Raw genomic sequence first — 21,292 nt, 5'->3', positions numbered from 1 at the left:
GGACGTATATATAGTTTTCCGCCAAACCATAAGATGAGGAGGATGCTGTGAAGGATTCCAACAGGCTTTTTGCGCGTGCCCTAAGCATGTTTTTGCTGTCCGGCGCGGCTCTGGTCGCTGCTCCGGCCTATGCTCAGGACGCGGCGGTGGGTGGTGGTGAAGCATCGGCGACCGGGGATGAAGGGCTCGCCGAAATTCTCGTGACGGCGCAGCGCCGCGAAGAGCGTCTTCAGGACGTTCCGGTCGCGATCACCGCTGCCGATTCCGAGGCGCTGGCCACAGCGCGGATCGAGAATATCGCCAATATCTCCAATATTTCGCCGAGCATCGAGTTTCGCGCGTCGAACATCTCCTCCTCCAGCGCGAACGTCGTGATCCGCGGGCTCGGCACGACGGGGAACAGCCGCACTTTCGAGGGGGCGGTCGGTATCTTTATCGACGGGGTTTACCGGACACGCGCTGCATCGGCGCTTCAGAATTTCCTCGATGTCGGCTCGCTTCAAGTGCTGCGCGGGCCGCAAGGAACGCTGTTCGGCAAAAATACGTCGGCCGGCGCGGTGCTCGTCAGTTCGACAGCGCCCGAGATCGGTCGCCTGACCGGCAATTACGAACTCGGCTATGGCAATTATGACGCCCTCGACGTCAAGGGCGCGGTCAACGTCCCGCTCGGCGACGTCGCGGCGCTTCGCGTGGCGGCACTCTATACCGAGGATGAGGGCTTCGTTCGCGACCCGAACAGCGGGCGACGCTACAACAGCCTCGACGCGCAGGCCTATAAGGCGCAATTGCTGATCGAGCCGAACGCGGATTTCTCGATGCGGGTGATCGGTGACTATTCGAAAACCACCGGCGACTGCTGCTATGCGACGGTCGACTATATCGATGGTCCGACCCAGCCGCTCGTCGATGGGCTGACGCGCGCGCGCGGGCTTACACTGCCGTCGAAGCGGCTGAAGGATCGGCAGCAGGTTCTCAGCGCCAATTCGCGCCAGCGGATCGAGGATTATGGCGGCACCCTGCTCGTCGATATCGGGATCGGCAGCGGGACGTTGAAGTCGGTGACGGCGCTACGCGCGTTTAATCTCGCGCAGATCGGCGCCGACGCCGATTTCTCGGGCGCCGATATTTTCGAACTCGACGAGACCTTCAAGAGCCAGTTCTTCTCGCAGGAACTGACCTTCAACGGCGAGGTCGAAGCACTGAACGCCGATTATGTCGTCGGTCTCTTCTATTCCGACGAGCGGCTCGACATGACCCGCGATCTGGCTTGGGGCACCCAGGGACAGGCCTATATGAACGCGCTGTTTGCGGCCCAGGGCGCGCCTGCGGGCACCGCTTACGCTGCGCAGGGGCGGTGGGCGGCCGAACGGATGCGCGGCAATGCGACATCCTATGCTGCCTTCGCGCACCTCAATGCCGACATCAGCGACACCGTCAGCGTCATTGCCGGGCTTCGCTATTCGATCGAGAAGAAGGAGGGTGGTTTTCGCAACAGCTTCTATCGCCCGCAGCTGAACGACGCCTTCCGCCTGCTCGGCGTCCAGCCCGGCCCTGCCTATGATGCCTCGTCGACCGATCGGGCGCTGAGCGGGACCGCCGGCGTCCAGTTCCGCCCCACCGATGGCGCGATGATCTATCTGACCTACAACCGCGGGTTCAAGGCGGGCGGGGTCAATATCGACTCGAACGGCGGCGGCACGCGCCTCAACAACCCCGCCGAAATTCCCGGCGCCGTCGTGCTCGATCCGCGCTTCAAGCCCGAAACCGTCAACGCGATCGAGCTTGGCGCAAAGCTCGACTATTTCGACCGGCGTGCGCGGACGAACATCGCCTTTTTCTACAATGACATCTCCGACTTGCAGGTCGCGCAGTTCGTCGGGCTCCAGTTCACCGTCCTCAATGCCCGGTCGGCAGAAACCTATGGCGCCGAAATTGAATCGCTGTTCGAAATCGCGCACGGCCTCACGCTCGGCATTGACGGAATCTGGCTGCCGCGCGCGCGTTATGGCACGGATCCCAATCTGGCGGCGGCGCTGTCGGGGCAGCGCTTCCGTTATGCCTCGAAGTTCGCGGGCAATGTCAGCCTTGGCCTCGATCAGCCGGTGACGCATGACCTCAGCGTCACCGGCCGCGTCCAATATCAATATTCGTCGAGCCAGTTCATCAACACCGCATCGTCCGCCCGGCGCGGCGGGGTCGGGACGATGAACGCCAATTTCGGCGTGAAATCCAAACAAGGCGGCTGGCAGCTCGAGGGCTGGATCCAGAATGCGTTCGACAAGGCCTATCCGACGCTGTCGTTCAACACGCCGATCCAGACCGGTGACGAAAACGCCTATCTTGCCGCGCCTCGCACCTATGGCGTCACGCTGCGCGGAAGCTTCTGAAGCCTGCGCGGCGGTGGCGCCGCGCGGAAAGCGGAGCCGGGGATTGGCCCGGCTCCGGTCGCTGCCTCGTGCCGGCCCCCTAGCGAAGAATGGAGAGCCTGAACATGCACCCTTCGATCCACGCCCGCCATGCGCCCGAAAAACCCGCCATCGTGATGGCGGCAAGCGGCCGGACGCTAAGCTATGGCGAACTCGATGCGCGCTCGAACCAGGGCGCTCATCTGTTCCGCCGCCAAGGTCTGCGCCACGGCGATGTGATTGCGATGCTGATGGAGAATCGGCCGGAATATTTCGAGCTCGCCTGGGCGGCGCAGCGGGCCGGCCTCTATTATGTCTGCATTTCGACCCAGCTCACCCCGGCCGAAGTCGAATATATCGTGCAGGATAGCGGCGCGAAGCTGCTGATCGTTTCCCCCGACCAGCGCGCTGCCGCAGCGCTCCCCGCGCTGTTGCCAAGCGTGCGGCTGTTCGCGCTCGGCAAAGGCGGTGCGGGCTATCGGTCATGGGATGACGAAGCGCGCGCCGAACCGGCAACGCCCGTGCCCGACGAACGCGGCGGGTCCGACATGCTGTATTCCTCGGGAACGACGGGACGACCGAAGGGGATCAAGCCGCCGCTGCCCGACGATCCGTCGATTGCGGCGCCGACGTCGCTGACCCAGGTCGGCGATCGCCTCGGCTTCGGCGCGGAGAGTGTCTATCTGACGCCCGCGCCGCTCTATCACGCCGCGCCGCTGCGCTGGAGCATGCTCGTCCACCGTCTGGGCGGGACGGTCGTGGTGATGGAGAAATTCGATGCCGAGGCTGCGCTTCAGGCGATCGAACGCCACCGCGTTACGCACAGCCAGTGGGTGCCGACCCATTTTATCCGCATCCTGAAGCTGCCCGCCGATGCCCGCGCGCGTTTCGACCTTACGTCGCTTCGCCTCGCGATCCATGCCGCCGCGCCGTGCCCGGTGCCGGTCAAGCAGGCGATGATCGACTGGTGGGGGCCGATCCTGCTCGAATATTATGCCGGAACCGAATCGAACGGGATGACGATGATTTCCTCGGCCGAGTGGCTGAGCCACCCGGGATCGGTCGGCCGCGCCGTCGTCGGTTCGCTGCGGATTTGTAACGATGCGGGCGAGCCGCTGCCGCCGCGGGCGGAGGGGGGCGTCTATTTCGAAGGCGGATCGCGCTTCGCCTATCATAACGACCCGGCCAAGACCGAAGAGGCGACCAATGCCCACGGCTGGACGACGATCGGCGATGTCGGCTGGGTCGATGAAGAGGGCTATCTGTATCTGACCGATCGCAAGAGTTTCATGATCATTTCGGGCGGGGTGAACATCTATCCGCAGGAGATTGAAAACCTGCTCGCGGTACATCCCCGGGTGGGCGATGTTGCGGTGATCGGCGCCCCGCATCCCGAGATGGGCGAGAGCGTCGTCGCGGTGATCCAGCCGCAGGACCCGGCCGACGCGACGCCGGCCTTTGCCGCGGAACTCACCGAATGGCTGCGCCCCCAATTGTCGGGGGTGAAGATGCCGCGCCGGATCGATTTCATGGACGAGCTGCCGCGCCATCCGACCGGCAAACTCTACAAGCGGCTGATCCGCGACAAATATTGGGAGAATGCCTGATGTGTAACGACACAAGCAGCATTCGCGCCGCGGTGGTCGAGCGCGCTGGCGCGCCGTTCGTGTTGCGCGACCTGACGCTCGACGCGCCGCGCGACGACGAGATTCTGGTGAAGATCGTCGGGGTCGGCCTGTGCCACACCGATATCGTCGCGCAGGCCGGGGCCTTTGGCTATGCGGGGGCGGCGGTCCTCGGGCATGAGGGCGCGGGGATCGTCGAGCGCGTCGGCGGTGCGGTGACGGGTTTTGCGCCCGGCGACCGGGTCGCGATCAGCTTTCGGTCGTGCGGACATTGTGCGCAATGCGGCGCGGGCTATCCCTCCTATTGCCAGACGATGCCGCAGCTCAACTATGCGGGGGTGCGGCCCGACGGGTCGGCGGCGATCCATGATGGCGCGGCGCCCGTCGCCTCGAACTTCTTTGGCCAATCCTCCTTCGCGTCGCACGCGCTCACTTATGCGCGCAACCTCGTCCATGTGCCCGACGATTTTCCGTTGGAGCTGGCGGGGCCATTGGGCTGCGGTGTCCAGACCGGGGCCGGGGCGATCATGCGATCGATGGCGTGCGAGGCCGGTTCGGCGCTGGTGATCACCGGTGGCGGCTCGGTGGGGCTGAGCGCCGTGATGGGCGCGGCAATTCGCGGGTGCGCGGCGATCATCGTCGTCGAACCCCATGCCGAACGCCGCGCGCTCGCGCGCGAGTTGGGGGCGACGCATGTCATCGACCCGCTTGCCGAGGCGGATCTGGCCGCCGCGATCCGCGCGATCCTCCCCGAAGGCGCCGGCTATGCGCTCGACACGACGGGACGGCCCGACACGTTGCGTTCGGTCTTGGCCAGCCTCGCGCCGCGCGGCCTGCTGGGGCTGGTCGGTATCGCCGCGCCGGGCACCGCGCTTCCGGCCGAGGTCAACGCGCTGATGACCTTTGGCCACCGGATCATGGGGATTATCGAGGGCGACAGCGACCCCGCGACCTTCATTCCCGAACTGATGGACCATCATCGCGCCGGGCGGCTTCCGTTCGATCGCATGATTTCCACCTATCCGCTGTCGCGGATCAACGATGCGGCGCGCGACCAGCATGACGGGCGCTGCATCAAGGCCGTGCTCCTCCCCGATTGAGCCGAAGACAGGATCGAAAATGCCATATCAGATCAACGAGATCGCCGACCCGAAACTTTATGGCGACCAGGAACGGTTGCAGCAATTCTTTGCCTGGCTGCGCGACGAGCATCCGATCGCACGCGCGGAGCCCGAAGGGTATCGGCCCTTTTGGGTGGTCTCGCGCCACGCGAATATTCGCGAGATCGAACGCCAGCCCGAGATATTCAATGCCGGCCCCCGCAGCACGCTGATGCCGGTCATGGTCGAAGAGGCGAACCGGCACTTCTTCGGGTTCGAGGCCGGGGTCCAGTCGCTCGTCGTCATCGACGGCGCGCGCCATCAGGAGCTTCGCGGCCTGACGCAGGACTATTTCCTGCCCAAGAATATCCGCAAAATTGAAGCTTTGATCGGCGATCTGGCGCGCAAATTTGTGTCGCGGCTCGATGGTCTGGGCGGCGAATGCGACTTCGCGGCCGATATCGCCTTCTGGTATCCGTTGCGGGTCGCGATGACGATCCTCGGCATCGGTGAGGCTGATGAAGCGCGGATGCTGCACCTGACGCACGAACTGTTCGGATCGTCCGACCCCGATATCGTCCGGCCGGGCATGACCCAGGCCGAGCATCTGGTTGCGGTCAATCAGGACTATGTCGCCTTTTTCGAGGAAGTGACCAAGGATCGGCTGGCCAACCCCCGCGACGATGTTGCGACGCTGATCGCGCATGGCCTGCCCGGCGATCGCGACATGACGCCCGCCGAGCGAATGGGCTATTACATCATCATCGCGACCGCCGGGCATGACACCACCGCTGCCTCGATTGCGGGCGGCCTGAAGGCGCTGATGGACAATCCCGGCGCACTGGAACGCCTGCGTGCCGACCGCAGCCTCATCAAGCCTTTCGCCAATGAGGCTGTCCGCTGGACCGCGCCTGTGAAGCATTTCTTCCGCAATGTGACCGAAGATTATGAGCTGGGCGGCGTGATGCTCCGGCAGGGCGACCATGTGATGCTGAGCTATGGTGCCGCAACGCGCGACGAAGCTGCGTTCGAACAAGCCGACACATTCCGCCTAGACCGCGGCGTGAACAATCATCTGGCCTTCGGCTATGGTCCCCACATGTGTCTGGGGCAATTTCTCGCAAAGTTGGAGATCGAAGCTTTTTTCAACGCACTGCTCGACAAGGTGGAGACGATCGAACCGAACGGCCCGGCGCTCTATACAACGGCGCCCTTCGTGAGCGGCATCAAGTCCTTGCCGGTGACATACAGGCTGAAGGATGCTGGCTGACAGAGCGTTCGCCAATGCGGCGGTGACAAGACCATGTCTGCGCAAATCATGGAAAGTCCGCCGTCCCGAGACATTCGGGAATAACCAGGCTGCCGACGTCGACCTTCCGAACGATCATGATCGTTGAATCGATGGCAGTCGCTTGCTTCGTGCGACCAATTCCCGTTACCACCGATCAGATTTGCCGCCTTTGGCCCCTTGGGGAGATAGATGATGCGCCTGGTTCTGATCGCTGCCCTGTTGGCGTCTGCCGCTTCGGTCGCCGCTCGCGCCCATGACGAGCCCGCCGCTGCCGAACAATCCAAACCGGTTCCGAAGGAGGAGTTGCTGAAGCCGCCCGCCGATGCGGTGCATTATGTGGTCGTGTCCGAAGCCGGCAATCATGGCAGTCAGTGGCGCTGGCAGCTCGCCGACGGCCGCACCGCCTATCGGTGGTCGCAGGAACTGCGCGGCTGGATTACCGAGATGGATCAGGTGACGACGTTCGGTCGCGGCGGCGCGATCACCGCTTTGACGGTCCGGGGCGTGACGATGTCGGGCGACGCCGCCGAGGAGTTTCATGTCGCAAACGGCCGCGCGACGTGGAAGACCGCCACCGATTCAGGCGAGGGGCCGGCGGGAGGCTGGTATATTCCGGCAGGCGGAGTCGGAATAGCGGGCGCACCTTTGATCGATGCGCTTGCCGCGGCGGGCGATGCGGGGGTCGATTTTCTGCCGAGCGGGAAGGGGCGGATGACCTTTGGCGGAACGCAGACGATTCAGGGGCCAAACGGCCCTAAAAAGGTCCAGCTCGCCTTTATCAGCGGTATATTGCCGTCGCCGCGTCCCGTATGGCTCGACGAAGACAAGCGCTATTTCGCCGACATCAGCTTTATCTCGGTGATCCCGGCGGGATATGAGGGCGCGCTCAAACAGCTTCGCGACGCGCAGGACGCCGCCACCGCCGAAGCCGTCGCCGGCATCGCCAAGCATTTCCTGTCGCCCGCCGCCAGAGCGCCGGTATTGTTCGACAATGTCCGGCTGTTCGACGCCGACAAGGGCGTGTTTCTTGCGGGCCGGGCGGTGCTGGCGCGCGATGGCAAGGTCGCAGCCATCGGCGCCGCGGGATCGCTGAAAGCGCCGGCCGGGACGCGGGTCATCCACGGCAGCGGCAAAACATTGGTCCCGGGCATATGGGACAGCCATCTTCATATCGGCGACGATTGGGACGTGCTCTCGAACGTCGCCAACGGCATCACCAGCTTTCGCAGTCCCGGAACGACCTTCGACCGCGCGGTCGAGGCGACGAAGCGCCGGGCCGCCGGCGAACTGCTGATGGGCGAACCCTTTATCTCGGTCATCATCGACCGGAAGGATCCGCTCGCGGCGCAGGGGGCCGAGGTGGTCAGCAGCGCGGACGAAGCCGTGGCCGCGGTGCGCCGGGTCAAGGACGCCGGTCTGTGGGGCGTCAAATTCTACACCTCGATGAACCCGGCCTGGATCGCGCCCGCTGCGGCCGAGGCGCACCGGCTGGGCCTTCATGTCCACGGCCATGTGCCGGCGACGATGAAGCCGAGCGAGGCCGTGGCGGCGGGGTATGACGAACTCACCCACCTCAATTTCGTGGTGATGGAATCGATGCCCAAAGCGGTGATCGACAAGTCGAACACCCGGCAACGGATGGAAGGGCCAGCGCGCTATTTCAAGGACGTCGATCTCGACGGGCCCCTGATGTCCGGCTTCGTCGCGGACCTGGCGCGGAAGAAAATACTCGTCGATCCGACGATCGTCATCTTTGAGGGCATGCTCACGCAGGACGGTGGAAAGCCCCATCCGGCCTACGCGCCTTATATGGGCATCATCTCCCCCGTGATCGAACGCTCGGTGTTCACCAGCGGCGGCTATCCGCTTGTCGAAGGGCTGACACGCGACGATTATCGCAAAAGCTATGCGAAGATGGTCGAACTGGTCGGCCGGCTCCACAAGGCTGGCGTCCCGATCGTCGCCGGTACCGACGGATGGGGGATCGAACTGGTCCGCGAACTGGAAATTTATCGGCAGGCCGGATTCAGCAATGCCGAGGCGTTGCAGAGTGCGACGATCGTCCCCGCGCGGGTTGTCGGCGCCGACAAGCGCACCGGTTCGATCGCGGTGGGCAAGGAGGCCGATATGGTTCTGGTGGACGGCGATCCGTCGACCGACCTTGGGGCACTGCGCCGCGTCGCGACCGTCGTCAGCGATGGCTATGTCATGGATGCCGCAGAACTGCGCAAAGCCGCCGGTTACAGCGGTGCTCCCAAATAGCGACGCGACTGCTGCTGGGCGTAGACGGCAAGGATGGCAACCGGCGGCATTCCGGCGGCGCCGAGGGTAGGAAGGTGCCTATGCGGGCCGTCCCGGCATCAGTGTGCCGGCCCCGACGTTTCCAAAGCGCAAAATCCATGCTGGCGGCTTCCTTTCTCCCACCTCAACGGGGAAAAAGAATCTCGGCCGCGAAGTTGACGAAGGCGCGCAGCTTGGGCGAAGCATGCCGGCTCGTGGGCCACATCACGCTGAGCTTGGTTTGCGTTTCCAGATAGCTGTCGAGGACACGGACGAGTGAACCCTGTTCCAATTGTCCGGTGACGGACAAGTCGGGGACGCAGGCGATGCCGAGGCTGTTTTCGGCCAAGCCGATTTGCGCTTCGAGCGCGTTTGTCACCACGCTGATCGGCATGTCGATCTGGACGGGCTGGCCCATTCTGGTCAACGGCCATTGATCGAGCTTGCCCGTGGAGGCGTAGCGGTAGACGAGGCAGGCATGGCCGGTCAGCTCTTCCGGCGTTTGCGGAATACCCACCTGGCGGAAATAGTCCGGCGATCCGACAATCACCCGGCGAAAATGGCCGAGGGTGCGGGTCATGAGCCGCGAATCGCCATGTTCGCCGGTGCGGATCACCGCATCGAAGCCCTCACCGATTACGTCTACCACCCGGTCGGTGGCATCCAGTTCCAACTCGACCCGCGGATAAAGCTGCTTGAAGGCGCCGAGCTTCGGGATCGACACCATACTCATCGACGGCAAGCTGATACGCAGCCTCCCCTGTGGTACCGCGTGGGTTCGCGACAGCTCCAGTTCGGCGGCTTCATATTCGCAGAGAATGCGCCGACAGCGTTCGAGGAACATCGAACCCTCCGGCGTTAGCGTGATGCTGCGGGTCGAGCGATGGAATAGTCGGGCGCCAAGCCGGTCCTCAAGGCGCGCCACCGCCTTGCTGATAGCGGACGCCGACAAGCCAAGCTTTCGGCCGGCCTCGGTGAAGCCGCCGGCGTCGACGGCCTGCACAAATGCGTGGAGTGCGCCCAAACTGTCCATGGCGATGTCTAGCATTGCCCGACAAAAAGTCCAAAGTGTTGTGCACTAAATCCCATTTTTCGCTCATTCGGCGCCCCCTATGTCCGAAGTCGAAGCGGTGGCGGCGATGCCACCGCTTATCCGGCACATTTCTGGAGGCGTTCAGCCCATGACATCCACAACGATCACGCAGGCCGGCAGCTCGACCGAGGACAGACTGCCGCTCGGGGGGCTGCTGGCAATCGCCATGGCGGCCTTCATCACGCTTCTGACCGAAATCCTGCCTTCGGGGCTCCTTCCGCAGATGGCGAAGAGCCTTGGAAAATCCGAAGCGCTCATCGGCCAACTTGTCACCGTCTATGCCATCGGCTCGCTCGTCGCGGCGATTCCCCTGACGATCGCGACGCAGACCTGGCGGCGGCGCACATTGCTGCTGATCGCTATCGGCGGTTTCGCGGTGGTCAATATCGTGACGTCTGTCTCCGACAGCTATGCCGTCACGCTGGTCGCGCGTTTCTTCGCCGGCGTCAGCGCGGGGCTGCTCTGGGCGCTGGCGGCGGGCTATGCTGCGCGGATGGTGCCCGAACATCTGCAGGGCCGCGCAATCGCGGTCGCCATGGTGGGGGCGCCGCTCGCCCTTTCGCTCGGCATTCCGGCGGGAACACTCCTTGGAACGATGGTGGGCTGGCGCTGGACTTTCGGGCTGATGAGCGGCCTCACTCTCATCCTGGTTTTCTGGGTCCTGAAGAAAGTGCCCGATTTTCCGGGGCAGAGGCAGGGGCAGGAATTTTCGCTGAAAGCGGTGTTCACCCTGCCGGGCATTCGGCCGGTGTTGTTTGTGATCTTCGCCTATGTGTTCGCGCACAATATTCTCTACACCTATATCGCGCCCTTTCTGGCGCGGGCCGGCATCACGGAGAGGGTGGATGTCGTCCTGCTGGTTTTCGGTATGGCGTCGCTGCTCAGCATCTGGATCGTCGGCGCCCTGATCGATCGCTGGCTGCGTGAACTGGTGCTTGTCAGTATCATGCTGTTCGGTCTTGCCGCGCTGGCGCTCGGTATCGCGGGGACAGTGCCGGCGGTAATCTACACGGCGGTGGCCGTCTGGGGCCTGGCCTTTGGCGGGGTGGCGACACTGTTCCAGACAGCCTCTGCCAAGACCGCCGGCGAGGCGGCCGATGTTGCACAGTCGATGCTCGTCACGACCTGGAATCTTGCCATCGCAGGCGGCGGCGTCGTCGGCGGATTATTGCTGGAAAGCGTCGGGGCCGGTGCGTTCCCGTTTACGCTGCTCGCCCTGCTGGCGGCGACGCTCCTGGTTGCCTGGTCCGCGCGCGCGCATGGCTTTCCGGTTGCGGAGCGTCGCTAGACACAACCCACCCGGACAAGGTGCCGCAAATCTTTGGCGTAGATTGCGTCGGGTTTGGACTCTCCACAGCTCCAGGTGGAGGCGCATTCATGATCATTTGTATCGATAGATGCGAATTTTTGCCGAATCCCCGAATAGAATTCCGGTGTTACGCTGCCCCATATAAATATCAGGGGAGGGTTGAATGCGGAAAGCTATCGGACTGTTGCTGGGATCTGCGATGGGGATTTCGGTCCCGGTTGCCGCGACAGCGCAATCGACGGACGGTGGAACGGCCGAGGTGGACGCTGCCGGGACCGGGCAGGGCGAGATCGTCGTCACGGCGCGGATGCGCGGCGAACGGCTGAAGGACGTCCCCGACACGATCACCGCTTTTTCTGCCGACATGATCGACCGCGCAGCGATCACCAGCGTCAAGGATTTCGTCAATCTGACGCCGAACATCACCCTGCTGCCCTCCTTCCGGCAAGGGGTCTTCAATCTCACGTCGCGCGGCGATTCGACGCCGCAGGGCGGCGACTCTCCGATCGTGGTGAATTTCGACGGGGTTCAGGCCCCCGCGCTTGACCTGATCAACCAGGACCTGTTCGACATCGAACGCATCGAGGTGCTCAAGGGACCGCAAAGCGCGCTTTATGGTCAGGGCGCGACCGCCGGTGCGATCAATATCTTCACCAAGGCGCCCGGGAACGAATTTACCGGTTTCGCAAAAGGCGCTTACGGCAACGGCAACACCTATCGTTTGGCCGCGGGGGTCGGGGGTCCGATCGTCGAGGATCATCTCTTCTTCCGTCTCGCCGGCTTTCACAAACACAGCGACGGTCTGATCCCGAACATCACCCTCGGCACGAAGGCCGATTTCTATTCCGCCTCGGGAATCCGGGGGCGCGTTACCGGCGAGTTCGGCGATTTCAAGGCGGATGCGCGGATCGGCTATACCGATTCATCGGGCGGGTTCGCCTATGAGACGATCATTCCCTATCTGCCCGGCATCCGCGTCGATACCGACGTCAGCGACCTCAAGATCCGCAGCAACCTGCCGTCGCGCGAAGAGACGAAGATGTTCAACGCGTCGCTCAAGCTCGATTACCGCTTCAGCGCGGGGACGCTGACGTCGGTGACGGGCTATAGCCGCAGCGTTCAGGAGGGCTGGGGCGATCTGGACTTTGGTCCCGAGCAGATCCTGACGCAGCATGTCGGCTTCAAGGTTCGCGCCTTCAACACCGAATTACGCTACGCGTCGGACACGGACTCGCCGCTGCAATATGTGGTCGGGGCGTTCTTCCAGCGGCGCAACCTGTTCAACATTGCCCATATCCCCTCCTACCTCGACGACGGCGGGCCGGCACCCACGCGTCTGGACGATCCTCGCTTGTTGGGACCCGCGCTTCTCGACGGACGGGACGAGACGAAGAGCACATCATGGGCGCTGTTCGGCAACGCCATCTACAAGCTCACCGACAGGCTCGAACTGACCCTTGCGGCGCGATATGATTCCGATCGCCGCTCGGCGCAAAGCCTCACCGCGGGTCCGGTTTCGGCGGCATCGGGAACCTTCGCCCAGTTGCAACCCAAGGCGAGCCTCGCCTTTCACGCCTCCGATGAGGCGATGTTCTATGTCACCGTTGGACGCGGGTTCCGCAGCGGCAGCTTCAACCCCTATCTCTCTGCGGCCGAACGGTTGATCAAGGCGGAGACGACCGACAATTACGAGGCGGGGACGAAGCTCGATCTTCTCGACGGCGCAGTTTCGCTCAACGCGGCAGTCTATCATATCGATTTCAGCAACCGCCCCTATTATTTCTTCCTCGCCGACGGCGGCAACAGCTCGCAAAATATCGTGACGATCAAATCGGCCTCGTCGGAAGGCGTCGAAATCGATGTGACCGCGCGGCCAACCGACGCGCTGACGCTGCAGGCAAGCTATGGCACCGTGCTGGGGCGGGTGAAGCGTTTCGATGCGACCCCGGCCTATATCGGCAACGACCTGCCCGACACACCCGACTATACCGCCAATGTCAGCATCGACTATCGCCAACCCGTCGCGGCCGGCGCCGATCTCCTCTTCCATGCCGGTGCCCGGCGGCAGGGGCGCATCTTCTATGACCTTGCCAATCTGGTAGAGGCCAAGCCCAAGACGTTCGTCGACGCGCGCGTCGGGCTGGAGCGTGACGGCTGGAGCGTTACCGCCTTCGTCCAGAATCTGACGAACGCGCGTTTCCTGTCGAATTTTACGCCGACGGTCATGGGGATCGCCTTCGTCCAGCCCAATCAGCCGCGCAGCTATGGCGCGGAACTCTCGTTCAAATTCTGACGCGGGGACGAAGAGCGTGAAGCGACTGCTCGCCGCCGACGATATCGAAGCTGCGGTCATCGGCGGCCTGATCCTTGGCGGCGGCGGCGGCGGGATGGTCGATCCGGGCCTTGCCCGCGCGCGCGCCGCCGCCGCTGCAGGTCCGGCCCGGCTCTGGACCATCGACGAATTTCCGGACAGCGCACTGACCGCGACCACGGCGCTGGTTGGCGCGCCTTCAGCCCCCAATCCGCTCGTCAATGCCGACCATCTCGAACGATCGCTGGCACTCCTGTCGGACCGTCTCGGCGACCCGCTCGCGGCGATCAACACGAACGAAAATGGCGCGGAGACGACGCTCAACGGCTGGGCGCAATCGCTGTCCTCGGGGCTGCCGTTACTGGATTTCGCGTGCAACGGGCGCGCGCATCCCACCGGCTTGATGGGAGCGCTCGGCCTGCATCGCCAGCCGGGCTATCGCTCGCGCCAGGCCTTTGCCGGCGGCGCACCCGATCACTTTATCGAAGGGACGGTCGAAGGGTCGCTGCGCGGTGCGGCACTGGTCGTCAATCGCGCGGCGTCGGAGGCGGGGGGCATCGTTGCCGTTGCCCGCAACCCGGTGCCCATCGGCCTCGCGGCAAAGGAAGGCGCACCGGGGGCCATCTCGCACGCCATCGCGACCGGGCGCGCCTATCTGAACCGCGGTTTGACGGGGCTGACAGAGGAACTGGGGCTGGCCATCGAAGGGGCGGGGCATATCGTCGATTTGCGGTGCGAGCGGGTCGACGGACTCGATGTGGGTCATGCGACGATCGACGATGATGTCGGTACGCGGGTCGATTTCGTCAACGAATATCTGGTGCTGCGCGGGCGCGGCAATCCCGTCCATTTCCCCAATCTGATCATGCTTTTCGACGCGCATGGCGTGCCGTTGCCATCGGCCGCCTTGACCGGAGGACTGGCCGTGCAAATCTGCGTCATTCCCGCGCGGTATCTGTTGTTGGCGCGGACCATGCGGATGACCGAGCTGTACGACCCGCTGCGCGCCTTCCTGCAGCGGTCGCCGCGGCGTGACGCGCGCTGGCGCGACGATGACGACCCGCTGGCGGTTACGTAAGCCGGACTTCCCGATCGATCACCGATCGGCGAAGGGTGGCAAATCGAATGCATGTACGGGTTTGGAGCGGAGCGGAACATAGGTCCGCGGGCTGTGTACGAAACCCATCCGGATTGCGGAAACGGCCGCGAGTGCGGCGGCGCGGAGCGGGCTGATCACCGAAACCCGGATGTCGCGGGCGTGCAATGCCGCCGTCACGGCAGCATCGACGCCAAGAAAGCCGGTGCAGCCAAGGATGATCTGATCGGCCCGGTCGTGCAGCACCGCCAGTTCACTCGCTTCGATCAACCGCGACAGAAGCGTTTCGCCATCGCCATCCAGATCGCGCACCGGCATGTCGACCACGCGGACGCAGGCCAGCCGGTCGGCAAGTCCGGCGAGCCGCGCCTGATCCTCGATCATCGCCCGCACGCTTTCCATGATTGTCACGATGCCGATGCGATGGGCGAACAGCGCGGCGAGGTGCAGGCTTGCGGTGCCGGGGCCGATCACCGGGATCGATACCGCCTCTCGCGCCGCGCGTACGGCTGGATCGGCGAAGCAATCGACGATGATCGCCGCCGCGCCCTGCTCCGCCGCCTCGATCGCGCGGGCCACGACCCCGGGCGCGCACAGCATTTCGTCGAACGCGCTTTCGATCGACACCGGGCCGCCCGCGATATTGACCTGCGAAAAACAGACCTGCGATTTTTCCGCTATGTCGGCAATTTCTTCCAGCTTGCGGGGCACCGGTGCGACGTGCGGTGTGATGATGCGGATATTCTCCATCGCGTTGGGCCGCCTCAACGCAGCACAAAGCCGCCGTCGGGGTAAAGCGTCGATCCCGTGACGAATCCGTTCTTCATGAAAAACAGCACACAATCGGCGACTTCGTCTTCGGTCCCCGGTCTGCCGACCGTGGAGATCTCGCGAAAACCGGCGAAGGCGGCTTCGCGGATTTCATCGGGACGCTGGCGCCACAAATTGCCGTCGATCGTCCCCGGCGAGACGACATTGACCCGGATCGGGGACAGGTCGACCGCCAGCGCGCGCCCCAACCCTTCGATCGCACTGTTGCAGGCGATGTAGGCGGGAATGCCCTTTACCGGTCGCGCGCCTGCCGCGCCGGCCATTAGCGTGACCGATCCGTCCGGGGTCAGATGCGGCAGCGCGTCGCGCACCGCCCAATATTGACCCCAGAATTTGGACCGGAACGGGCTTTCCGCATCCTCGTCGCCGATCCGGTCGATCGGCCCCAGCGTATAACTCGCCGCAGAGATGAAAAGATGATCGATGCTGCCCAGCCGGTCGAAGAATTGCCGGATCGATGCCTTGTCCGATGTATCGATCGAATGGGCGGTTGCCGTGTCGCCCAGCTGTTCGATCGCTGATGCCAGGCGCGTCTCGCTACGGCTGCCAATGATGACGCTGGCACCGTCGGCCGTCGCTTTCTGCGCAACCCGAAATCCGATACCCGAACTGCCGCCGACGACGACGATGCGCTTTCCTGCAAATGACATTGAATTCGCTCCCGAAAAATGAGGCCGACGGGCCGTTTGTCCACGAAATGATGTACCATGGAAATTCAGTCTCATTTGTGGTATGAAATCGTGTCAGATGAGACAAATTTTCGGGATTGACGATGATTTCAAGTGAACGGCTGAATGGCATCCGGGCTTTCGTTCAAGCCGAGCAATCGGGAAATTTCGCGCGGGCCGCGGACAGGTTAGGCTTGTCCCAGTCGGCGATCAGCAAAGCGGTCGCGCGGCTGGAGGATCGGCTCGGCGTGCAGCTTTTCTTCCGCACGACCCGCCATCTCAGCCTGACCGATGAGGGACGGTCCTATTATCAGAGCTGTGTTCGCGCACTGGCCGAGCTGGAGGCAGCCGAATCGGCTTTGGCGGATCGAAAAGCGTCGCCATCCGGCACGTTGCGTATCAACCTGCCCGATCTGTTCGGCCGTAAATGGGTGATACCGGCGCTATTCGATCTTGGGCGCGAATATCCATTGCTCAACCTCGAGGTTTCCTTCGAAAACCGCGTGATCGATCTCGCGGAGGAAGGCTTCGATCTTTCGGTCCGGATCGGAGAGCTCGCCGACAGCACCGGATTGATCGCGCGCAAGATCGGAATGCAGGATCTGGTGATCTGCGGGGCGCAATCCTATTTCGCGACGCGGCCAAAACCTGTCGTCCCGGACGATCTGGCGAGCCATCATTGCATTACGCATCTGCGACAGGGGCATGACGAGCCCTGGATCTTCCTGTCGGACAAACGGGGTGTGCAGCGTGTCAATGTCCGCGGGCAGCACCGCTTCGCCTCGTTCGACGTCATTGCCACCGCCGTAATCGCCGGCATGGGTATCGCGCAGCTTCCGGCGTGGCTGGTTGCAGACCAGCTTGCCGCGGGAGAACTCGTTCCGGTCTTTGGCGACCGTCGCCAGCCGCGTCTGCCGATTCATATTGTCTGGCTGGAAGCGAAAGGCATGGCGCCTCGTGTGCGAGTAACGGTCGATGCGCTGGTGCAGGCCTTGCGTCCGCTCGCGCTATTCTCGGCATCGGATGGCGCCGCAGATCGGCAAGTATCCGGGTAAACGGCCTTCGGGTGCCAAGTTGATATGGTGTATGTCGAGTAAAATTGCTGTCGCTCGCTCGACGATCTCGCGGAACATCCGGGCGATCCCGAACATGCCGAACTTCGCCCCAGCCATCGCACAATTTCGGACAGCGACGCTTATTCGGTTCATGCTTGGAGCGGCAGGGCCGCGAATGCTCGAAATAGGGATCGGAGAGATGCTGCCATCGAATAGGAGCAAATTTCAACATTATAAAAAATAATTCCTCATGTTGAAGAATGTTCGCGGGATCAGTATCGCCGCAGAGGATCGATTTGGCGAGGAAGTACGAGATGGGCAGGGCTTTGAAGGGCAAGGTCGTCGCGATTACTGGCGCAGGGCGCGGCATCGGTAGCGGCCGGGACATCGCCGTAATCTTCGAGCGCGCGGCCTGAGCATGGACCATTTGCGCCGCACCCTTGCCGCTGCCCAGACCTATCGCGGGGTAGCGCAGTCCGCGCTGGCGGAGCGGCTGGCCGCTGCACCGATCGATCGAGAGCAACGTGCGGCGCATGGTTTCGCGTGGGTCGCGACGACGGTTGCGGCGCTCGAAGCTGTGCTGGAGTGGGGCGAGGCCGGGCAGGGCTCCAACCCGCTCGACCTAAGGATTGCCGAGCTCGCTTTTGCCGAGGGCATCGGCCAGCTCGTCGGCGGCCTGCCGATGGGGCAGAATGAGATATTCCGTCCGGCGGACCTCGGCATCGGTGAAGCGGCGCGCGCGCTTGCAGACGCTTGCGTCGATCTGCTCGAGGCCGACCATGCAACGGCGCGTGCCGAACTCGTCACCACCTTCGCCGGGGGACATTGGCCGAGCGAGACGCTCCACGACGCCGACCTCGATACCATCCGCGACCAATATCGCCGCTTCACCGATGCCGAGATCATCCCGAACGCGCATCGCTGGCATCTCGCCAACGACCTGATCCCCGATGCGACCGTTGCCGCGATGGCCGGCCTTGGCACTTTCGGCATTTGCATCCCCGAGGAATATGGCGGGCTCGGCCTCGGCAAGCTGGTGATGTGCATCGTCACGGAGGAATTGTCGCGCGGTTGGATCGGCGCCGGTTCGCTCGGGACACGCTCCGAAATAGCAGGCGAACTCATCGCGCTCGGCGGCACTGCCGAGCAAAAGGCGCAGTGGCTGCCCCCGATTGCCAGCGGCGAAATCCTGCCGACCGCCGTGTTCACCGAACCCGACGTCGGATCGGATCTGGGGTCGCTGCAGACCCGCGCCCGCGCTGACGCAAATGGCGAATGGGTGATCGACGGCGCCAAGAACTGGATTACCCACGCCGCACGATCCGACCTGATGACCTTGCTTGCTCGCACCCTTCCGCAAGCGAAAGGCTATACCGGATTGTCGATGCTGCTCGTCCCCAAGCCGCGCGGGACCGAAACCGACCCGTTCCCCGGCGACGGGATGACTGGCAGCGAGATCGAGGTGCTCGGCTATCGCGGGATGCGCGAATATGCGCTGCAATTCGACGCGATGCGCGCGCCCGCCGATGCGTTGCTCGGCGGCGAAGAGGGCCAGGGATTCAAGCAGCTCATGCGGACTTTCGAAGGCGCGCGGATCCAGACCGCAGCGCGTGCCGTCGGTGTTGCGCGCCGGGCACTCGAACTCGGGCTCGACTATGCGCTGAACCGCAAACAGTTCGGCAAGGCGATCATCCATTTTCCGCGCGTTGCCGACAAGCTCGCGATGAGCCTCGTCGATTTTGTCGCGGCGCGCGAACTGAGCTACGCAGCGGCGCGCGCGAAGGACAGCGGCAAGCGCTGCGATATCGAGGCGGGTATGGCAAAGTTGTTCGCGGCGCGCGTGGCCTGGTCGAACGCGGACGCGAGTCTGCAGATCCATGGCGGGAATGGCTATGCGCTCGAATATGAGATCAGCCGCGTGCTCTGCGATGCGCGGATCCTCAATATCTTCGAAGGCGCGGCCGAAATCCAGGCGCAGGTGATCGCACGCGGGCTGGCCGAAGGACGGAATTGACCGTTCAACCGATGAACCTATGGCACAAGGACGAGGGCGTCTGGGTCGCTTGATCTCGTCCCCGATGGGGTTAAGGGACGGCTATTCGGAAAGGTTGTTCCCATGAAATTCTTGCTTGCCGCTCTGGCTCCCGCTCTGCTTGCTCTCGCATCGCCTGCGCTAGGCGCGCCGAAACAGGGCGATGTCATCATTCGCCATGTGACAGTGGTGGACGTCGAAGCGGCGAAGACCGTCCCCGGACAGGCCGTGGTGGTGAAGGGCGGCGATATCGTCGCGGTCGGCGCCGATAGCGCGATCGCGAGGGACTGGCGCGCCGGACGGACGGTCGAGGGCAAGAGCCGTTACCTGATCCCCGGCCTGTGGGACATGCATGTCCATTTCGGCGGCGGCCCCGACCTGATCGACGAAAACAAGGCGCTGCTACCGCTCTATGTTGCAAACGGCATCACGACGATCCGTGATGCGTCGGGTGACCTGCCCGATCAGGTGCTCGCGTGGCGTGGCGAGATTGCGGGCGGCAGCCTGTTCGGCCCGCGCCTGCTGACGTCGGGTGCCAAGATCGAGGGGATCGCACCGCTCTGGAAAGGCACGATCGAGGTCGGCAGCGAGGCTGACGTCGACGCCGCGCTCGCACGGCTCAAGACGCGCGACAAGGTTGATTTCGTCAAGATCACCGACAGCACGCTGAAGCCTGAACTCTTTCTCTATGCGCTTCGGCAGGCCAAGATCCTGGGTTTGCGCACCTCTGGTCATATCCCTATGGCGCTGACGACCGAACAGGCCGTCGATGCCGGGATCAGCTCGATCGAGCATCTCGACTACGCCTATAACGCGGGGGCGAAGGACGAGGCCGCGATCGCCGGCGATTTCGCCGCAAAGCGCATCGACCGCGCCGAGGCGAACCGCCGGCTGGACGCGGGATTCGATCGCGAGACCGCAATGGCTGCGTATCGCCGCTTTGCTGCGAAAGGCGTGTTCGTGACGCCGACGCTGAACGGCAGCCGCATCATTTCGTATCTCGACCGCGACGATCATTCGAAAGACGCCGGGCTCGCCTATATCGGACCAAAGCTGCGCAAGACCTATGACTGGCGCGTCGAGCGCGCCGCGAAGGCCGATGCCGCCGCCATTGCGGCGCGGCACAAGCAGATCGAGGACATCGGGACGATCCTGCCGATGCTTGCCGAGGCGGGGGTGCCGATTATCGCAGGGACCGACGCGGGTTTTCTCAACAGCTTCAACTATCCCGGCTTTGGGTTGCACGACGAGATCGGATTGTTCGTGGAGAAGGGGCTGACGCCGGCGCAGGCACTTGCTTCGGCGACGCGTGCGGGGCCGGCTTGGTTCGGCTGGCTCGATCGCTATGGGGCAATCAAGCCGGGTATGGCGGCCGACCTCGTGCTGTTGACGAAGAACCCGCTTGAAGACATCGCTGCGACGCGCGCCATCGATACAGTGATGATGCGGGGTCAGGTCCATGACCGCGCGGCGCTGGACAAGATGCTCGCCGAAACTCGTGCCAGGGTCGCGGCGTGGAATGACGCGGCGAAACCCCGGGAACCCTAATGGACGGTGGCGCGCCCCGTTTCCCGCGCGCGCCATACACTCCAAAGGGTGAAGAGCCCCATAGCGGCCCAAACGACGTTGAGAACCGCTGAGGGGATCGCGCCGTTGTAGCCCGAATTGACGATAAAGCCGCCAGCGCCGACGACGTTCATCCACTGATAGAGATAACCGCGCGCCTCGAGCTTGCCGAGCGACAGCAGGACATAGGCAGCGAGGATGATCGCGGCCGCCGCCCAGCCGATGATTTCGATCAGGATTTCGGACGCATCCATCGCTTTTCCTTTTTGGGTGGGAATGGAGGTTCGCGCCTAGCGTAGCGTCCGTTCGATGGCCTCGACGGCATCCTTGGCTTCGGCAAGCCGCATGCCGGTGAGGTCGCGCATCCGCTTGATCGCCTCGATCTTGCGGCCACGGCGGATCATGTCGAGAATCTGGTCGTCGCTGGAGATTTCGGTGCGCACATGCACCGTCACGGGCGTGCTGTCGATTTGCACGCCGGAGGGTGGGGGAACTGACGATGGCCGCGGCGGAACGCGCGGCGGGCTCATCAGGTCGCGCCGGTCATTGCGGCGCAAGGCGAGCACAAGAACCGCCCCGCAGAGGAAGCCGAGGGCGAAGAGAAGAAACCCGCTCATCGCCCTCGTTTAC

Annotated in this window: 16 protein-coding genes; 11 read left to right on the top strand and 5 right to left on the bottom strand. The window is 63.6% G+C overall.

From position 1 onward, the window contains the following. Window positions 1-86 precede the first annotated feature (86 nt). The 5 genes from AC07NV_RS03685 (at window position 87) to AC07NV_RS03665 (ending at window position 8,683) form a co-directional block, all read left to right on the top strand. Window positions 87-2,387 (top strand): TonB-dependent receptor, encoded by a 2,301-nt coding sequence (locus AC07NV_RS03685; RefSeq protein ID WP_495164985.1) that lies wholly within the window; start codon window positions 87-89, stop codon window positions 2,385-2,387. 104 nt (window positions 2,388-2,491) lie between these two features. Further along, on the top strand, window positions 2,492-4,012 hold the full coding sequence (locus AC07NV_RS03680) for an acyl-CoA synthetase (protein ID WP_495164984.1): 1,521 nt from the start codon (window positions 2,492-2,494) through the stop codon (window positions 4,010-4,012). After that, a complete protein-coding gene (locus tag AC07NV_RS03675; protein ID WP_495164983.1) occupies window positions 4,012-5,130 on the top strand; it encodes an NAD(P)-dependent alcohol dehydrogenase in 1,119 nt (372 codons plus the stop codon). The genes AC07NV_RS03680 and AC07NV_RS03675 overlap by 1 nt, the downstream gene beginning before the upstream one ends. Window positions 5,131-5,149: 19 nt before the next feature. Continuing rightward, window positions 5,150-6,400: a cytochrome P450 gene (locus tag AC07NV_RS03670; protein ID WP_495164982.1), complete on the top strand. Its 1,251-nt coding sequence runs from the start codon at window positions 5,150-5,152 to the stop codon at window positions 6,398-6,400. A gap of 210 nt (window positions 6,401-6,610) precedes the next feature. Continuing rightward, window positions 6,611-8,683: an amidohydrolase family protein gene (locus AC07NV_RS03665; RefSeq protein WP_495164981.1), complete on the top strand. Its 2,073-nt coding sequence runs from the start codon at window positions 6,611-6,613 to the stop codon at window positions 8,681-8,683. A gap of 163 nt (window positions 8,684-8,846) precedes the next feature. Here the strand turns inward: AC07NV_RS03665 and AC07NV_RS03660 are convergent, their stop codons facing one another. Beyond that, on the bottom strand, window positions 8,847-9,749 hold the full coding sequence (locus tag AC07NV_RS03660) for a LysR family transcriptional regulator (protein ID WP_495164980.1): 903 nt from the start codon (window positions 9,747-9,749) through the stop codon (window positions 8,847-8,849). Window positions 9,750-9,882: 133 nt separating this feature from the next. Here AC07NV_RS03660 and AC07NV_RS03655 point away from each other — a divergent pair, with 133 nt between their 5' ends. The 3 genes from AC07NV_RS03655 to AC07NV_RS03645 all read left to right on the top strand — a co-directional run bounded on the left by AC07NV_RS03655 (window position 9,883) and on the right by AC07NV_RS03645 (window position 14,492). Then, window positions 9,883-11,082, top strand: coding sequence for an MFS transporter (locus AC07NV_RS03655; protein WP_495164979.1), 1,200 nt, complete (start codon window positions 9,883-9,885; stop codon window positions 11,080-11,082). Between the two features lie 184 nt (window positions 11,083-11,266). Continuing rightward, window positions 11,267-13,396: a TonB-dependent receptor gene (locus AC07NV_RS03650; RefSeq protein WP_495164978.1), complete on the top strand. Its 2,130-nt coding sequence runs from the start codon at window positions 11,267-11,269 to the stop codon at window positions 13,394-13,396. A 16-nt stretch (window positions 13,397-13,412) separates the two neighbouring features. Beyond that, on the top strand, window positions 13,413-14,492 hold the full coding sequence (locus tag AC07NV_RS03645; protein WP_495164977.1) for an S-methyl thiohydantoin desulfurase domain-containing protein: 1,080 nt from the start codon (window positions 13,413-13,415) through the stop codon (window positions 14,490-14,492). An 18-nt stretch (window positions 14,493-14,510) separates the two neighbouring features. Here the strand turns inward: AC07NV_RS03645 and AC07NV_RS03640 are convergent, their stop codons facing one another. Further along, a complete protein-coding gene (locus tag AC07NV_RS03640) occupies window positions 14,511-15,278 on the bottom strand; it encodes an aspartate/glutamate racemase family protein (protein ID WP_495164976.1) in 768 nt (255 codons plus the stop codon). After that, window positions 15,275-15,991: an SDR family oxidoreductase gene (locus tag AC07NV_RS03635; protein WP_495164975.1), complete on the bottom strand. Its 717-nt coding sequence runs from the start codon at window positions 15,989-15,991 to the stop codon at window positions 15,275-15,277. Before AC07NV_RS03635 ends, AC07NV_RS03640 begins: the two co-directional genes overlap by 4 nt. A 122-nt stretch (window positions 15,992-16,113) precedes the next feature. On the opposite strand from AC07NV_RS03635, the gene AC07NV_RS03630 reads away from it, so the two are divergent. The 3 genes from AC07NV_RS03630 (at window position 16,114) to AC07NV_RS03620 (ending at window position 20,644) form a co-directional block, all read left to right on the top strand. Then, on the top strand, window positions 16,114-17,064 hold the full coding sequence (locus AC07NV_RS03630) for a LysR family transcriptional regulator (RefSeq protein WP_495164974.1): 951 nt from the start codon (window positions 16,114-16,116) through the stop codon (window positions 17,062-17,064). Between the two features lie 418 nt (window positions 17,065-17,482). Next, window positions 17,483-19,078 (top strand): acyl-CoA dehydrogenase family protein, encoded by a 1,596-nt coding sequence (locus AC07NV_RS03625; RefSeq protein WP_495164973.1) that lies wholly within the window; start codon window positions 17,483-17,485, stop codon window positions 19,076-19,078. A gap of 102 nt (window positions 19,079-19,180) precedes the next feature. Further along, entirely contained in the window at window positions 19,181-20,644 is a 1,464-nt protein-coding gene (locus AC07NV_RS03620) for an amidohydrolase family protein (protein ID WP_495164972.1), read from the top strand. Here AC07NV_RS03620 and AC07NV_RS03615 read toward each other — a convergent pair. Next, entirely contained in the window at window positions 20,641-20,916 is a 276-nt protein-coding gene (locus AC07NV_RS03615; RefSeq protein WP_495164971.1) for a CBU_0592 family membrane protein, read from the bottom strand. The genes AC07NV_RS03620 and AC07NV_RS03615 overlap by 4 nt on opposite strands. A gap of 36 nt (window positions 20,917-20,952) precedes the next feature. Beyond that, a complete protein-coding gene (locus AC07NV_RS03610; RefSeq protein WP_495164970.1) occupies window positions 20,953-21,279 on the bottom strand; it encodes a ribosomal protein L7/L12 in 327 nt (108 codons plus the stop codon). Between the last annotated feature and the right edge of the window lie 13 nt (window positions 21,280-21,292).

It is taken from the genome of Sphingopyxis sp. GW821-FHT10B01, from assembly GCF_059415685.1.
Note: the sequence above shows the minus strand (reverse complement) of the source record. Positions and strands in the feature narration are given on the sequence as shown.

What these genes read in the sequence shown, in the direction of transcription:
- AC07NV_RS03685 (WP_495164985.1), top strand. Translation starts at nt 87, where the DNA reads ATGTTTTTGCTGTCCGGCGCGGCTCTGGTCGCTGCTCCGGCCTATGCT.
- AC07NV_RS03680 (WP_495164984.1), top strand. Translation starts at nt 2,492, where the DNA reads ATGCACCCTTCGATCCACGCCCGCCATGCGCCCGAAAAACCCGCCATC.
- AC07NV_RS03675 (WP_495164983.1), top strand. Translation starts at nt 4,012, where the DNA reads ATGTGTAACGACACAAGCAGCATTCGCGCCGCGGTGGTCGAGCGCGCT.
- AC07NV_RS03670 (WP_495164982.1), top strand. Translation starts at nt 5,150, where the DNA reads ATGCCATATCAGATCAACGAGATCGCCGACCCGAAACTTTATGGCGAC.
- AC07NV_RS03665 (WP_495164981.1), top strand. Translation starts at nt 6,611, where the DNA reads ATGATGCGCCTGGTTCTGATCGCTGCCCTGTTGGCGTCTGCCGCTTCG.
- AC07NV_RS03660 (WP_495164980.1), bottom strand. Translation starts at nt 9,749, where the DNA reads ATGCTAGACATCGCCATGGACAGTTTGGGCGCACTCCACGCATTTGTG.
- AC07NV_RS03655 (WP_495164979.1), top strand. Translation starts at nt 9,883, where the DNA reads ATGACATCCACAACGATCACGCAGGCCGGCAGCTCGACCGAGGACAGA.
- AC07NV_RS03650 (WP_495164978.1), top strand. Translation starts at nt 11,267, where the DNA reads ATGCGGAAAGCTATCGGACTGTTGCTGGGATCTGCGATGGGGATTTCG.
- AC07NV_RS03635 (WP_495164975.1), bottom strand. Translation starts at nt 15,991, where the DNA reads ATGTCATTTGCAGGAAAGCGCATCGTCGTCGTCGGCGGCAGTTCGGGT.
- AC07NV_RS03630 (WP_495164974.1), top strand. Translation starts at nt 16,114, where the DNA reads ATGATTTCAAGTGAACGGCTGAATGGCATCCGGGCTTTCGTTCAAGCC.
- AC07NV_RS03625 (WP_495164973.1), top strand. Translation starts at nt 17,483, where the DNA reads ATGGACCATTTGCGCCGCACCCTTGCCGCTGCCCAGACCTATCGCGGG.
- AC07NV_RS03620 (WP_495164972.1), top strand. Translation starts at nt 19,181, where the DNA reads ATGAAATTCTTGCTTGCCGCTCTGGCTCCCGCTCTGCTTGCTCTCGCA.
- AC07NV_RS03615 (WP_495164971.1), bottom strand. Translation starts at nt 20,916, where the DNA reads ATGGATGCGTCCGAAATCCTGATCGAAATCATCGGCTGGGCGGCGGCC.
- AC07NV_RS03610 (WP_495164970.1), bottom strand. Translation starts at nt 21,279, where the DNA reads ATGAGCGGGTTTCTTCTCTTCGCCCTCGGCTTCCTCTGCGGGGCGGTT.